Annotated in this window: 15 protein-coding genes; 2 read left to right on the forward strand and 13 right to left on the reverse strand. The window is 60.9% G+C overall.

Features of this window, described 5'->3' with window-relative positions:
• Positions 1 to 2: 2 nt before the first annotated feature.
• The 5 genes from ccmE to ccmA form a co-directional block, all read right to left on the reverse strand.
• Positions 3 to 458: a cytochrome c maturation protein CcmE gene (ccmE, locus tag VLA07_RS00115; RefSeq protein WP_096796249.1), complete on the reverse strand. Its 456-nt coding sequence runs from the start codon at positions 456 to 458 to the stop codon at positions 3 to 5.
• Entirely contained in the window at positions 455 to 631 is a 177-nt protein-coding gene (ccmD, locus tag VLA07_RS00120; RefSeq protein WP_003222944.1) for a heme exporter protein CcmD, read from the reverse strand. The genes ccmE and ccmD overlap by 4 nt, the downstream gene beginning before the upstream one ends.
• The gene (locus VLA07_RS00125) at positions 628 to 1,383 is read right to left on the reverse strand and encodes a heme ABC transporter permease (protein WP_003222943.1); all 756 of its coding nucleotides are present in this window, start codon (positions 1,381 to 1,383) and stop codon (positions 628 to 630) included. The genes ccmD and VLA07_RS00125 overlap by 4 nt, the downstream gene beginning before the upstream one ends.
• Before the next feature lie 78 nt (positions 1,384 to 1,461).
• Positions 1,462 to 2,130 carry a heme exporter protein CcmB gene (gene ccmB, locus VLA07_RS00130; protein ID WP_003222942.1) on the reverse strand — a complete coding sequence of 223 codons (669 nt, stop codon included), beginning with the start codon at positions 2,128 to 2,130 and terminating at the stop codon, positions 1,462 to 1,464.
• Complete coding sequence (gene ccmA, locus VLA07_RS00135; RefSeq protein ID WP_145593019.1) at positions 2,127 to 2,762, reverse strand: cytochrome c biogenesis heme-transporting ATPase CcmA; 636 nt, start codon at positions 2,760 to 2,762, stop codon at positions 2,127 to 2,129. The genes ccmB and ccmA overlap by 4 nt, the downstream gene beginning before the upstream one ends.
• 197 nt (positions 2,763 to 2,959) lie before the next feature.
• Between ccmA and fliK the strand changes: the two genes are divergently transcribed.
• Both fliK and VLA07_RS00145 read left to right on the forward strand, forming a co-directional pair.
• A complete protein-coding gene (fliK, locus tag VLA07_RS00140; RefSeq protein WP_333988196.1) occupies positions 2,960 to 4,540 on the forward strand; it encodes a flagellar hook-length control protein FliK in 1,581 nt (526 codons plus the stop codon).
• Positions 4,537 to 4,866 carry an EscU/YscU/HrcU family type III secretion system export apparatus switch protein gene (locus VLA07_RS00145; protein ID WP_007961677.1) on the forward strand — a complete coding sequence of 110 codons (330 nt, stop codon included), beginning with the start codon at positions 4,537 to 4,539 and terminating at the stop codon, positions 4,864 to 4,866. The genes fliK and VLA07_RS00145 overlap by 4 nt, the downstream gene beginning before the upstream one ends.
• Positions 4,867 to 4,911: 45 nt before the next feature.
• Here the strand turns inward: VLA07_RS00145 and VLA07_RS00150 are convergent, their stop codons facing one another.
• From VLA07_RS00150 to VLA07_RS00185, 8 genes are all read right to left on the reverse strand, one after another.
• Positions 4,912 to 7,353 (reverse strand): carbohydrate-binding protein, encoded by a 2,442-nt coding sequence (locus VLA07_RS00150; RefSeq protein ID WP_333988198.1) that lies wholly within the window; start codon positions 7,351 to 7,353, stop codon positions 4,912 to 4,914.
• A gap of 236 nt (positions 7,354 to 7,589) precedes the next feature.
• Entirely contained in the window at positions 7,590 to 7,982 is a 393-nt protein-coding gene (locus VLA07_RS00155) for a DUF2802 domain-containing protein (RefSeq protein ID WP_007961680.1), read from the reverse strand.
• Positions 7,983 to 8,468, reverse strand: coding sequence for a chemotaxis protein CheW (locus VLA07_RS00160; protein WP_003222936.1), 486 nt, complete (start codon positions 8,466 to 8,468; stop codon positions 7,983 to 7,985).
• A gap of 90 nt (positions 8,469 to 8,558) precedes the next feature.
• On the reverse strand, positions 8,559 to 9,521 hold the full coding sequence (locus tag VLA07_RS00165) for a chemotaxis protein CheW (RefSeq protein ID WP_333988199.1): 963 nt from the start codon (positions 9,519 to 9,521) through the stop codon (positions 8,559 to 8,561).
• A gap of 2 nt (positions 9,522 to 9,523) precedes the next feature.
• Positions 9,524 to 10,312, reverse strand: coding sequence for a ParA family protein (locus VLA07_RS00170; protein ID WP_003222933.1), 789 nt, complete (start codon positions 10,310 to 10,312; stop codon positions 9,524 to 9,526).
• Between the two features lie 43 nt (positions 10,313 to 10,355).
• A complete protein-coding gene (motD, locus tag VLA07_RS00175) occupies positions 10,356 to 11,246 on the reverse strand; it encodes a flagellar motor protein MotD (RefSeq protein WP_027613922.1) in 891 nt (296 codons plus the stop codon).
• A 15-nt stretch (positions 11,247 to 11,261) separates the two neighbouring features.
• Positions 11,262 to 12,002: a flagellar motor protein gene (locus tag VLA07_RS00180; RefSeq protein ID WP_007967839.1), complete on the reverse strand. Its 741-nt coding sequence runs from the start codon at positions 12,000 to 12,002 to the stop codon at positions 11,262 to 11,264.
• Positions 12,002 to 13,138: a protein-glutamate methylesterase/protein-glutamine glutaminase gene (locus VLA07_RS00185; protein WP_095139385.1), complete on the reverse strand. Its 1,137-nt coding sequence runs from the start codon at positions 13,136 to 13,138 to the stop codon at positions 12,002 to 12,004. The genes VLA07_RS00180 and VLA07_RS00185 overlap by 1 nt, the downstream gene beginning before the upstream one ends.
• Between the last annotated feature and the right edge of the window lie 44 nt (positions 13,139 to 13,182).

Below are 13,182 nucleotides of genomic sequence, written 5' to 3' on the forward strand. Positions count from 1 at the left end.
GATCAACCCTCCTTCGCTTGGGTCGGTGCCGATTGACCACTGTCTTTCAGCGCTTTGGTCACTTCCGGCGGCATGTACTTCTCGTCGTGCTTGGCCAGCACTTCATCGGCCACCACCACGCCGTCGGCGTTGAGTTTGCCCAGGGCGACAATGCCCTGCCCTTCGCGGAACAGATCCGGGAGGATCCCGCGATAGGTGATGGTCACGGCTTTGTTGAAGTCGGTGACAACGAATTTGACGTCCAGCGAGTCCGGCGAACGTTGCAGCGAGCCCTTCTCGACCATGCCGCCGGCGCGGATGCGCGTGTCGTGCGGCGCTTCACCGTTGGCGATCTGGGTCGGCGTGTAAAACAGGTTGATGTTTTCCTGCAGGGCGCTGAGGGCCAGGCCGACGGCAGCGCCGACCCCGACCAGGATCGCCAGAATGATGGTCAGACGTTTTTTGCGCAGCGGATTCACTTGCCGTTCTCCCGGCGCAGACGACGCGCCTCTTGTTGCAGATAGCGCTTGCGGGCCGCGATCGGTGCGACCACGTTGAGGATCAGCACCGCCAGACAGATGCCGTAGGCCGACCAGACATACAGGCCGTGATGGCCCATGGCGAGGAAGTCGCCGAATGAAGCGAAACTCATCGGGCGGCCTCCAGGCTGTTCTGCACTTCTTCTTTCACCCAACTGGCGCGGGCTTCACGCTTGAGCACTTCAAGACGCATGCGCAGCAACAGCACGGCGCCGAAGAAACAGTAGAAACCCAGCACGGTCAGCAGCAGCGGCAGCCACATTTCCGCGGGCATCGCAGGTTTCTCAGTGAGGGTGAAGGTCGCGCCCTGGTGCAGGGTGTTCCACCACTCCACCGAGTATTTGATGATCGGGATGTTGATCACCCCGACGATCGCCAGCACGGCGCAAGCCTTGGCGGCGCTGTCGCGGTTGCTGATGGCATTGCCCAGCGCGATCACGCCGAAATACAGGAACAGCAGAATCAGCATCGACGTCAGCCGCGCATCCCAGACCCACCACGAGCCCCACGTCGGCTTGCCCCAGATCGCCCCGGTGACCAGCGCCACAGCGGTCATCCACGCACCAATCGGTGCCGCACATTGCAGGGCGACGTCGGCCAGTTTCATTTTCCACACCAGCCCGACCACGCCGCACACCGCCAGCATCACGTAGATCGACTGCGCCAGCATTGCCGCCGGCACGTGAATATAGATGATGCGGAAGCTGTTGCCCTGCTGATAATCCGGCGGCGCGAAGGCCAGGCCCCAGACGACGCCAACGCTGATCAGCAGCAACGCGGCAATGCTCAGCCACGGCAGAAACCTGCTGCTGATGCCGTAGAACCACTTGGGCGAGCCGAGCTTGTGAAACCAGGTCCAGTTCATACTGTTTCCATCACGGGTGCCGCTCATCGCTGTGAGCAGTCTCAGGGTCTTTGCTGGTTAAATTTTAACCAGACCTCATTATTCGCCGACGCTGATCTTCAGGCCAGCCGCTATTGCAAAAGGTGTCAGGGTGATCGCCAGGGCGGTCAGGCTACCCAGCCACAGCAGATACCCGGTCGCCGGCATGCCTTGCAAGGCGGCCTGCAAGGCGCCACTGCCCAGGATCAACACCGGGATGTACAACGGCAGAATCAGCAACGCCAGCAACAGGCCGCCGCGTTTCAAACCAACCGTCAGCGCCGCGCCCACCGCACCGAGCAGGCTCAGCACCGGGGTACCCAGCAGCAACGACAACAGCAACACCGGCAGGCAGGCGACCGGCAAACCGAGCATCAACGCCAGCAACGGCGAGAGCAGAACCAGTGCCAGTCCCGAGAACAGCCAGTGTGCCAGCACCTTGGCCAGCACCAGTAGGGGCAGCGGGTGCGGCGAAAGGACCCACTGTTCCAGGGAGCCATCTTCGAAATCACTGCGAAACAGTCCGTCCAGCGAAAGCAGGACCGACAACAACGCGGCCACCCAGACTAACCCCGGGGACAGGTTTTGCAAGACTTGAGTTTCCGGGCCGACGGCCAGCGGGAACAAGGCGATGACGATGGCGAAGAAAATCAGCGGATTGGCCAGTTCCGCCGGGCGACGAAACAGCAAACGGGACTCACGGGCAACCAGCAGGCCGAACACACTCATACTGCCCAGTTCCCCAGATCGATATCGCGATAACCGGCCGGCATCCGGCTCAGCGTGTGGTGCGTGGTCAGAACCACCAGACCGCCGCGCTCGCAGTGCCCGGCCAAGTGTTCTTCAAGCTGCGCCACGCCCTGTTTGTCGAGCGCGGTGAACGGCTCGTCGAGAATCCACAGCGGCGGGCTGTCCAGATACAGCCGCGCCAGCGCCACGCGGCGTTGCTGACCGGCGGACAGGGTGTGGCAGGGAACATCTTCGAATCCGCGCAATCCTACGGCTGCCAGTGCCTGCCAGATCGCCTCGCGCTCGGCCGGCCGATGCAGGGCGCAGAGCCAGGACAGGTTCTCTTCCGGGGTCAGCAGGTCCTTGATCCCGGCAGCGTGGCCGATCCACAACAGGTTGCGCGCCAGTTCGCTCGGTTGTGCAGTCAAGGGCTGGCCGTTGAGCAGCACTTGACCGCTGGTCGGCTGCATCAACCCGGACAACAGACGCAGCAGGCTGGTCTTGCCGCTGCCGTTGGGGCCGCTGATCTGCACCATATCGCCACTGGCCAGTGTCAATTCGAGATTTTCGAAGAGCAGCCGCAGGTCTCGCTCACAGGCAAGGGCAACGGTTTGCAGGACAGGACTGGTCAAGGGATCACGGGCCTTATACGGTTCAAGTCGGCTCTGGCGCGGCCGTTAAAGAGATGCAGGATAAATGCAATGACGGTGCGAAGCAGAGAGCTGGATCAAACAATTGCTATGTTTTCTGAACGAAGCGCAAGACGCGCGGCATTATACATGCCGTGCCTTACTCCCAAGAGCGCAATTTCCTCAGGTTGTGTCCGCGTATGACAGGCGAAATGAACATCCTCCCGCTTCCGCCCACCACCCCGGCGAACACGCGTCCGCTGGTGATGAGCGGTGAGTTGCTCAAGCTGTTGACCCCGGTCGAAGGCCTGATCGGCGCCGGGCAAAGCGCTCAGGCCGAGGTGTTGTCACTCAAGCAGGCGGATCAGACCTTTCAATTGCTGCTCAAGGTCACCGTCGACGGCGGTCGGCAGACCACCGTGCAAGCCAGCAGCAACCTGCCGTTGCCGACCGGCACCAACCTGGCCGTCACTCAGCCGTCGGCGGGCAATCTGGCGATCACCGTGCAACAGGCGATTGCCAGCAGCGTCGCCGCCCTCACCCGCATCGACACCGCGCAGTTGCCGGTCGGCACGCTGCTGCAAGGCAAGGTGCTGACCTCGCAGACACTGCCGCAAGTGCCGGGACAGCCGACGGTGTACCGCTCGCTGGTGAGCCTGCTCAACACCGCGCAGAGCGGTGCCACGCTGGACATCGACAGCCCGACGCCGCTGCGCATCGGCACTCTGCTCTCGGCACTGGTCGAAGATTCGCAAACCCTCAAGTTCGTGCCGCTGAGCAGCCGCCAGGAGCAATTGGCGGTGAGCCAGCAACTGCTCGGCCAGCAGAGTCGCCAAGGTTCGCTGGACGGTTTGCTCAATGCTCTGCAAAACCTGCCGAGCGACGACGATCAGACCTCACAGGATCTGCGCGCTGCCGTCGTGCGTCTGCTCGCCAACCTGCCCGATGTGCAGCAGATGAGCAGCGCCAAAGGCGTGGCCCTGGCACTGGCCAACAGCGGCGCCTTCCTCGAAGCCAAATTGCTGACCGGACAAAATCCTGCGCTGGCCCCGGACATGAAAGCCGATCTGCTCAAGCTGATCGCGCAACTGTCGCCGGGTGCGCCGGGCAATGCCAGTTTCAACGCGATCATCGCTGCTAACACCCTGGCACAGGCGCTGCCGAGTTTCGTGCGCAACGCCCTCGGCACCCTCGGTCAGGTCAGCGCCAAACCACTGCCGAGCAGTTTCCCGTTGCCCGACCGTCTGCTGCAAAGCCTCGACGGCGAAGGCGATCTTGAGCATCTGCTGCGCCTCGCTGCAGCCGCCGTGTCGCGCCTGCAAAGCCATCAGCTGGCGAGCCTGGAACAGACCGGTGTCACCGATGACGGCCGTCTGCTCAGCACCTGGCAGCTGGAAATCCCCATGCGCAACCTGCAGGACATCGTGCCGTTGCAGGTCAAGTTTCAGCGCGAAGAAGCGCCGGAAAGAGAACCGCAACCCAACGAACGCCGTGACGAACGCGAGCCCAAACAGCAGCTGTGGCGCGTCGACCTGGCGTTCGACATGGAGCCGTTGGGGCCGATGCAGATTCAGGCGCAGTTGATTGCCGGCAGCCTGTCGAGTCAGCTCTGGGCCGAGCGCCCATACACCGCCGACCTGATCGAAACCAATCTGTTCGCCCTGCGCCAGCGCCTACTCGATCGCGGGCTGAATGTCGGCGATCTCGATTGCCACCTCGGTACCCCGCCGCAAGGCAACCAAACCCGCCTCGAACATCGCTGGGTCGATGAAACCGCATGAACGATTCCACTGCTCCACGCCAGGCCATCGCCCTCAAATACGACGGCAACCACGCCCCGACCCTCACCGCCAAGGGCGACGAGGAACTGGCCGAAGAAATCCTGCGCATCGCCCGCGACTGTGAAGTGCCGATCTATGAAAACGCCGAGCTGGTGCGGCTGTTGGCGCGGATGGAACTGGGCGACAGCATCCCTGAGGAGCTGTACCGCACGATCGCCGAGATCATCGCGTTCGCGTGGAATCTGAAGGGGAAATTCCCCGAGGGGCAGGACCCGGATGCGCCGATGGTCGAGAAGGACGTTACCGAACGCGGGGCTGATTACTAGTCCGCGCCGGATACAGGCTCAAGTGCACGCGTTCCCGCTCGACATTCAATTCAAGCGCGCTCGCCACTGCAGGTTCGCCCATTCAAACCGCTGTGAACGTCCATAATCCCTGATCCCGACGGGCCTACCTTGCTCGGACAGATTCAGTGCCTTGAAGCCGACTTTCCCGATTCGCCAGTAATACTCATGCACAGGATCGTTGACGCGATAGGGAAGCAGGATCTGCCTGCCCGTCCCCAGCCCGTAAGGCCGCACGTCGGCCCAATTAAGCACGCTCGTCTCGAAAGCCGGAGACGAAGGCTCTTCGAACTCTCCGCCGCCAGGATTTGCGACTTTCCAGAAATTGATATCACTACCGTCTGATCGAGCGTGCAGCACCCATACATCGGTCAGTTTGGTAATCGGCGAATCCAGCACTGCGGTCTTTGAACGCGCAGAATAGAAGCCCGGCAATTCCAAGACTTTTTCAAAATCCAGAGAACGGCCGCTGCTCCTGTAGGTGAGCAGCTTCAAGAACTGCTCACTTGAATCAACAGCGAGCACATCATCCTTGCCATCGTTGTCCAGTCTGGCGCTGTAGAAATGGACCGGCAATGGGTTTTTTCGAGCATCTCCCCAATGAGCGGGAATGCCCAGACTCGCCCCTTTATTCTCCATCAGCCAAAAATCGGACACTGTGTTATTCAGGGTTTGCACAATCAACACATCTTGCTTGCCGACGCCTCTGAAGTCGCCAGCCAGATATTGCTGAGCTTGCCGGTAGGCATGCCCTTGCGGAACCGAACGCCAGATAACCGGATCAGCAAAATGCCCGCCTTCATTCTTCAATAGCCTGAAAATGGTTTCGTCAGCGTTTCCGGGCGATATCGCCATCAGATCAGCCTTGCCGTCACCTGTGAAATCCGCCAGCAGATAGCGCGTAGTGTCGTAGCAAAGGGCTGTAGCACACCCGGAATCAAAAGAGTCTGGATCAAATAGAAGTCTGTCCTCATGCCATTTCTCGGATGCAATCGCGTCTGCGTCCAGCGACGTGACCCAAATATCGACACCTGGACCATCCTGCCGGCGCTGCACTTGTACCGTCCGGTTCGTCCCGTCACCGATGACATCCCCCGTCAGCGCCACTTCCATCGAATCATTGCTGTCGATGTTATCGATGCTGCGCACCCACAACGTAGAACCCGCAAACTCCCTGCAATCCGCTATCAAGCTCGGCTGTACTCCGTCCAGGCATTGCCCCTGCGCTCCGGGAACATAGATTTTCCCGAAATCCCACGGAGTCCAGTGTTGAGAGGGCTCATTGCTTTCACATGCGCGTTCGATCAATTGGCCATTCTGACGCGCTATGCAATGGCCAGAGGCTGTTTTCAGCAGTGCAACTCCCCTGCTCGCGCCGACTGCAATGTCGGAGGGCACAAACGCCCAGCGCTGGTCAGCGTCTGGCTCACATCCATCCAGTGTCACCTGCTGCCCCAATCCATTGGCAACCAGGCACTGTTGCGTCTGGAAATTGACTAGCGGTCTGAAAGGGATATTGACCAGTGGCCCGGCAGCGTGAGCATGGCTGAGCGTGAAATTGAGTCGCGCCACCCAATTGCCATTCCAGGTGGCTTCACTGTACGCACTGCTGACTGGCTCAGCCCCTTCAAAATGAAAGTAACTGGCGACAACATGCCGTTTCGCCTGCACCGCTGCCGGGTCCACGTTAGGAGCGACGGCCGCCGAGGGATAGGTCTCGTGATAAACCACCGGGATATCTGCACTGATCCCGCGCAAGGCCAGGCGCGTCAAACGTGCCGAATAAATATGGTCAGGATGCTCCGTGTACGGGACGGTGTCCGGATTGAGTGCATACACCCGGGTGGCTCCTTCATTGACGATCAGCTCAGTCAAGAGCTGCACAAAAGATGTTCGACTGTAGAGGTTTACCGGACCTGAAGCCGAGTCCAGATAGGGCCAACTCCGAACAGTTTTATCGAGGTCGAGCAAATCGGCCAGCGGCACATCTCCACCACGAACGTCCCCTCCCGGCACACGCAAAAATATGAGCTTCAATCCAGGTCGCTCATTGGCCTTGACGCTCATCACAATGGCTGAATCAGTGAATATCAGGTAAGGCGTCCACCCGATCGCAAAACCCAGCATTTTCTCATAGGCTTTTCTCGATGCGCTTTCGCGCTTCAGTACATAGTCGAAACCGGCGCCAGAACTGCCACCGTTCATGAAGATACTGGTCACACAGCCGCCGGCAGCCAGAACTTGCGAAATCCGCGGATCAATAAACAGCAGATCGTCGTCCATATGCGCAACGACATTGACCAGGTGGACACCGTGACAATTTTGCCGGTCAGCAATATCGGCTTCTGGAGCAAGCCTGCTGACCTGAGCCTGACAAGCCGTCAGGAGCAGCACGACTGCCAGCCACAGGGCGGCAACACCGGGTGACCGGACTTTTTTCACGCGCTCGATTCTGGCTGGCAAATGCATACCCACTCCACGATTGGCTGGATCGGTGAATTGGCGATCAGACGCGTCTGCCTGAAAAAGCCGACGGGACTATCGCGAGTCACGAGAAGTGTGAGGAGCGATGAGCGAGATTCTCTACTGTCAGAAATACCAGTTCAGACAGACGGCCATGGGCGAATCAGGCAACAAAATCGAGCGCAAAAAAAATCGCCGGCATGACCGGCGATTCTTATTCAAATGACATGCCTCTACGCATATCAGCTTCTGTGCAGCTTGCGCATCAACTCCGCCTCGGCCTGGGTCAAGCCGCAGGACTGGGTCAGCTCATCGACGCTCGCGCCCATGCCCACCAGTTTCGCCGCCTGGGCGAACGACAGGCTCGACGGGTCGCGTTGTTCCAGCGCGACAATCTTGTCCGGCAACGGACCGACTACCGAGCGCAGTTCGTGCAGGGCTTCGCCCATGCGCACGTTGCCGTTCTGATAGTCGTCGACACGCTTGGCCAGGTCCTTGATGCGCTGGTCACGCAGCGCATCGCCCTGGGCCTGTTGCGCAGCGATCACCCGCTGCGCCTTGATGTACGCCAGAAACATTGCCAGCGTGCCTGCCCAAAAGAGGAACAGGACAATGACCGCTACCTCGAGAATCAATCAGATGCTCTCCAGTTCCGACCATTCTTCTTCGCTCATCATCTTGTCCAGCTCGACCAGGATCAGCAACTCGTTGTTCTTGTTGCACACGCCCTGGATGAACTTGGCCGACTCTTCGTTGCCGACGTTCGGCGCAGTCTCGATTTCCGACTGACGCAGGTAAACCACTTCGGCCACGCTGTCGACCATGATCCCGACCACTTGCTTGTCGGCTTCGATGATGACGATACGGGTGTTGTCGCTGATCTCGCCGCTGTTCAGGCCGAAGCGCTGACGGGTGTCGATCACGGTGACCACGTTACCGCGCAGGTTGATGATGCCCAGCACGTAGCTTGGCGCACCCGGTACCGGCGCGATTTCGGTGTAACGCAGGACTTCCTGAACGCGCATCACGTTGATGCCGTAGGTTTCGTTGTCCAGCTTGAAGGTCACCCATTGCAGGATCGGATCTTCAGAACCTTTTGCATTCGTCGCCTGACTACTCATACCCTGACCCCTCGAAAAAACCGCACTGGGCGGTGTGTGTTCTGTGTGGAGGCATTGAACAATGCCTTCGCCTGACTGTTATGTCGGCTGCTATGTCGATTTATGTAGCGGCTTGTGGCCACCCAAGTGCTTTGCCCCGCCGCTGGCGATCAACTCGGCCAGCGCGGCTACATCAAGTAATGCACACATGTGCTCGATCACCGTGCCGGCGAGCCATGGCCGCTGACCCCGGTGACTTCTCCATTTGATTTCATTCGGATCCAGACGCAACGAACGGCTGACCTGATGCACCGCCAGGCCCCATTCGTAACCTTGTACCGAAATCACGTACTGCAGGCCCTGACGGAAGTCATCGCGATAGCGATCCGGCATGACCCAACGCGCCGTGTCCAACACTTTCAGATTGCCGGCCTGGCTCGGCAGGATCCCGAGGAACCACTCCGGCTGACCGAACAGCGGCGTCAGCTCATGGCCGGCCAGCGAATAGATTGAACCAAGGCACACCAGCGGCACGGCGAGGGTCAGGCCGGCGACGTCGAACAACAGGCATTCGAAGGCTTCCGAGGCCCAGGCCGGACGGCCATCGGTTTCCACCGGTGGCGGCGTGTTGCTCGGTGGCAGGTGCACTTCCACCACTGGCGGCACCAGCGTCTGTTCGACGGGGGCCGGTGCCACCGGCACCGGTTCGGCCACGACCGGTTCCGGCGCGGTTTTCAGCAATTGGGTTTGCAACAGCGGTGCGAGTGTCGAAACCGGCGCGCGTGGCGGCTCGGCTTCTTCGATCAACGCCACTGGCGCCTTGGCGATGGGTGCGGCGGCAGGCGCGGCAACCGGGGCGGCAGGCTTGGCGGCTTTCTGCGCATCACGCGCCTGCTCTTCCAGTACCGCAGCCTGGAATTCATCCAGCGCCGCAGCGCTTTCGACCACCTCGACCGGCGTCTCGACCGGCACTTCCACCGGCGGCAACTCGTCAGGGATTTCCTGCAGCAAGCTGTCCAGATAGGACTGCAACGCCAGTTGCGGACGCGACGTCAGTTTGATCGGCCGATTCATGCTCAAGCCACCTGCGGAACAAGTTGTTGCGCCAGCAGATGCTTGAGCAGCGCGCGGTAAGCCAGCACGCCACGACTCTTGCCGTCGAACTGCGAAGGCGTGACCCCGGCCCGGCTGGCGTCGCGCAGACGGGTATCGACCGGGATGTAACCCTGCCAGATCTCTTCCGGGAATTTGTCACGCAGCACGCGCAAGGTGCCCAGCGACGCCTGGGTGCGGCGGTCGAACAGGGTCGGCACGATGCTGAACGGCAGCGCTTGTTTGCGCGAGCGGTTGATCATCGCCAGGGTGTTGACCATGCGTTCCAGGCCTTTGACGGCCAGGTGCTCGGTCTGCACCGGGATCACCAGTTGCTGGCTCGCGGCCAGGGCGTTGACCATCAGCACACCGAGCAACGGCGGGCTGTCGATGATCGCGTAATCGAAATCCTGCCACAGCTGCGCCAGACTCTTGGCGATCACCAGGCCCAAACCACTCTGCCCCGGCGACTGGCGCTCAAGGGTGGCGAGTGCGGTACTCGACGGCAACAGGGAAATACGTTCGTCGCTGGTCGACAGCAGCAACTGCCCGGGCAAGCCTTGCGGCACGCTGCCCTTGTGCAGAAACAGGTCGTAGTTGCTGTGCTCCAGGCTGTCGGGGTCGTAGCCGAAATAGCTGGTCATCGAGCCGTGCGGGTCGAGATCGACCACAACCACGCGCTTGCCCGCCTCCGCCAGCAATCCGGCTAAAGCGATGGAAGATGTGGTTTTACCGACACCACCCTTTTGATTGGCGACTGCCCAGACTCTCATTCGGTTCGTTCCTCCCGGTCGAGATGCTCGACCGAGACATAGCTCAGCGTATTAATGCGGGCGACGGAGAATTGACGGCACTCTCGCGTCCCGGCGTCTTGACCGGGGACGGTGCAGTTTGTGTGCCAGCGCGCTTCAATGCCGCGTCCGGTTGTGCATTGGCAGTACCGGTACCGGTCAGGCTGCGGCGCACATCGAGGTTGCGCGACACCACCAGCACCACACGACGGTTTTTCGCCCGGCCTTCGGCGGTGGCGTTGTTGGCCACCGGCTGAAACTCACCGTAGCCCACCGAGGCCAGACGCCCGGGGTTGACGCCCTGCATCGCCAGCATCCGAACGATACTCGCCGAACGCGCCGAGGACAGTTCCCAGTTGGTCGGGTACTGCGCGGTACGGATCGGCTGATCGTCGGTGAAGCCTTCGACGTGGATCGGGTTGTCGAACGGTTTGAGGATCGCCGCCACCTTGTCGATGATGTTGAACGCGATATCACTCGGCATTGCGTCGCCACTGCCGAACAACAAGCTGGAATTGAGTTCGATCTCGACCCACAACTCGTTGCCGCGCACGGTCATCTGGTTGGAAGCGATCAAGTCGCCGAACGCGGCACTGATGTCATCGGCAATACTTTTCAGCGGATCGCTGGCCCCGGCGATACCGGCATCGACCTGCTCGCTGTCCTTGACCAACGGCTTGGCCGGGGTCACGGTCTTTGGCCGTTCCTCACCGATCGGGATCGGCTTGAGCGAGCGATCGGAGTCAGTGAAAACCCCGATCAGCGCCTCGGAAATGACCTTGTACTTGCCTTCGTTGATCGACGAGATCGAGTACATCACCACAAAGAACGCGAACAACAGCGTGATGAAATCCGCGTAGGACACGAGCCAGCGCTCGTGATTAACGTGTTCTTCCTGATGCCTGCGGCGAGCCATAGTCCATTACCCCCATCAATCCATGAAGCCCTGAAGCTTCAGCTCGATAGAGCGAGGGTTTTCACCTTCGGCGATCGACAAAATACCTTCCAACAACATTTCGCGATAACGCGACTGCCGCAACGCGATTGACTTGAGCTTGGCCGCCACCGGCAGCAACACCAGGTTGGCACTGGCCACGCCGTAGATGGTCGCGACGAATGCCACGGCAATGCCGCTGCCCAATTGGGTCGGATCAGCGAGGTTGCCCATCACATGAATCAGGCCCATCACCGCACCGATGATGCCGATGGTCGGCGCGTAGCCGCCCATGCTTTCGAAGACTTTGGCGGCCTCGATGTCGCGCGCTTCCTGGGTGTAGAAGTCCACTTCGAGGATGCTGCGGATCGCTTCCGGTTCGGCGCCATCGACCAGCAGTTGCAGGCCCTTGCGTGAGTAGTTGTCCGGTTCGGCATCGGCGACGCCTTCCAGGCCGAGCAGGCCTTCCTTGCGCGCGGTGAGGCTCCAGTTGACCACGCGGTCGATGCCGCCGGCCAGGTCCACCCGTGGCGGAAACAGGATCCAGGCGAGAATCTGCATGGCGCGCTTGAACGCGCTCATCGGCGATTGCAGCAGCGCGGCACCGATGGTGCCCCCGAGAACGATCAGCGCCGCCGGGCCGTTGGCCAGCGCGCCGAGGTGGCCGCCTTCAAGGAAGTTGCCGCCGATGATGGCGACGAACGCCAGAATAATCCCGATAAGGCTTAAAACATCCATCAGATACACGCCTCGACGATGTGCTTGCCGATGTCGTCCAGGCCGTAGACCGCGTCAGCCAGATCGGCTTTGACGATGGCCATCGGCATGCCGTAGATCACGCAACTGGCTTCGTCTTGTGCCCATACCGAGCTGCCGCCCTGCTTGAGCAAACGTGCGCCTTCGCGGCCGTCGGCGCCCATGCCGGTGAGCACCACCGCCAGAACTTTGTCACCGTAGGACTTGGCTGCGGAACCGAAGGTGATGTCCACGCACGGCTTGTAATTCAGACGCTCGTCGCCCGGCAGGATTTTCACCGCGCCACGGCCGTCGATCATCATCTGCTTGCCACCCGGAGCCAGCAGCGCCAGGCCCGGACGCAGGATGTCGCCATCCTCGGCTTCCTTGACGCTGATGCGGCACAGCTTGTCCAGACGCTCGGCAAACGCCTTGGTGAACGCCGCGGGCATGTGCTGGATCAGCACGATCGGCGCCGGGAAGTTCGCCGGCAATTGGGTCAGCACCCGTTGCAGGGCAACCGGGCCGCCGGTCGAGGTGCCGATGGCAACCAGTTTGTAGGCTTTGCGTTTCGGTGCCGGCGACGAAGCGCTGGCGGCTGGCGCACGCGCAGGTGCTGGAGCAGGCGCCGGACGCGTCGGTGCAGCAGCGCTGTGGCTGCTGAAGCTCGAAGCCGCCGGGGCTGGCGCAGGCGTCGGTGCAGCGGCCGGAGCCGGCGCACTGTAGGCACTGAAACGACGATTGCTGCGCGAGATGCTGTGGACCTTCTCGCACAGCAGTTGCTTGACCTTCTCGGGGTTGCGCGAGATGTCTTCGAAATTCTTCGGCAGGAAATCCACCGCACCGGCGTCCAGCGCATCCAGGGTGACCCGGGCGCCTTCGTGCGTCAGCGAGGAGAACATCAACACCGGGGTCGGGCAGCGCTGCATGATGTGCCGCACCGCCGTGATGCCATCCATCATCGGCATCTCGTAGTCCATGGTGATCACGTCCGGCTTGAGGGCCAGGGCCTGATCGATCGCCTCTTTACCGTTGGTGGCCGTACCGACCACCTGGATGCTCGGATCCGCTGAAAGAATTTCCGAGACGCGGCGGCGGAAAAAACCCGAATCGTCCACCACCAGGACTTTGACTGCCATAAACACTCCATTAGGTGCAGCGGGACGTCGTCGCCCCGCTGCCC

This window comes from Pseudomonas sp. S3(2024) (genome assembly GCF_036861315.1).
Taxonomy (GTDB): Bacteria; Pseudomonadota; Gammaproteobacteria; order Pseudomonadales; family Pseudomonadaceae; genus Aquipseudomonas; species Aquipseudomonas putida_A.

Bases quoted from the DNA above. Each gene is read 5' to 3' on its own strand.
- fliK (WP_333988196.1), top strand. From the start codon at position 2,960: ATGACAGGCGAAATGAACATCCTCCCGCTTCCGCCCACCACCCCGGCG.
- VLA07_RS00160 (WP_003222936.1), bottom strand. From the start codon at position 8,468: ATGAGTAGTCAGGCGACGAATGCAAAAGGTTCTGAAGATCCGATCCTG.
- VLA07_RS00180 (WP_007967839.1), bottom strand. From the start codon at position 12,002: ATGGATGTTTTAAGCCTTATCGGGATTATTCTGGCGTTCGTCGCCATC.
- VLA07_RS00145 (WP_007961677.1), top strand. From the start codon at position 4,537: ATGAACGATTCCACTGCTCCACGCCAGGCCATCGCCCTCAAATACGAC.
- ccmD (WP_003222944.1), bottom strand. From the start codon at position 631: ATGAGTTTCGCTTCATTCGGCGACTTCCTCGCCATGGGCCATCACGGC.
- VLA07_RS00165 (WP_333988199.1), bottom strand. From the start codon at position 9,521: ATGAATCGGCCGATCAAACTGACGTCGCGTCCGCAACTGGCGTTGCAG.
- VLA07_RS00170 (WP_003222933.1), bottom strand. From the start codon at position 10,312: ATGAGAGTCTGGGCAGTCGCCAATCAAAAGGGTGGTGTCGGTAAAACC.
- VLA07_RS00185 (WP_095139385.1), bottom strand. From the start codon at position 13,138: ATGGCAGTCAAAGTCCTGGTGGTGGACGATTCGGGTTTTTTCCGCCGC.
- motD (WP_027613922.1), bottom strand. From the start codon at position 11,246: ATGGCTCGCCGCAGGCATCAGGAAGAACACGTTAATCACGAGCGCTGG.
- VLA07_RS00125 (WP_003222943.1), bottom strand. From the start codon at position 1,383: ATGAACTGGACCTGGTTTCACAAGCTCGGCTCGCCCAAGTGGTTCTAC.
- ccmB (WP_003222942.1), bottom strand. From the start codon at position 2,130: ATGAGTGTGTTCGGCCTGCTGGTTGCCCGTGAGTCCCGTTTGCTGTTT.
- VLA07_RS00150 (WP_333988198.1), bottom strand. From the start codon at position 7,353: ATGCATTTGCCAGCCAGAATCGAGCGCGTGAAAAAAGTCCGGTCACCC.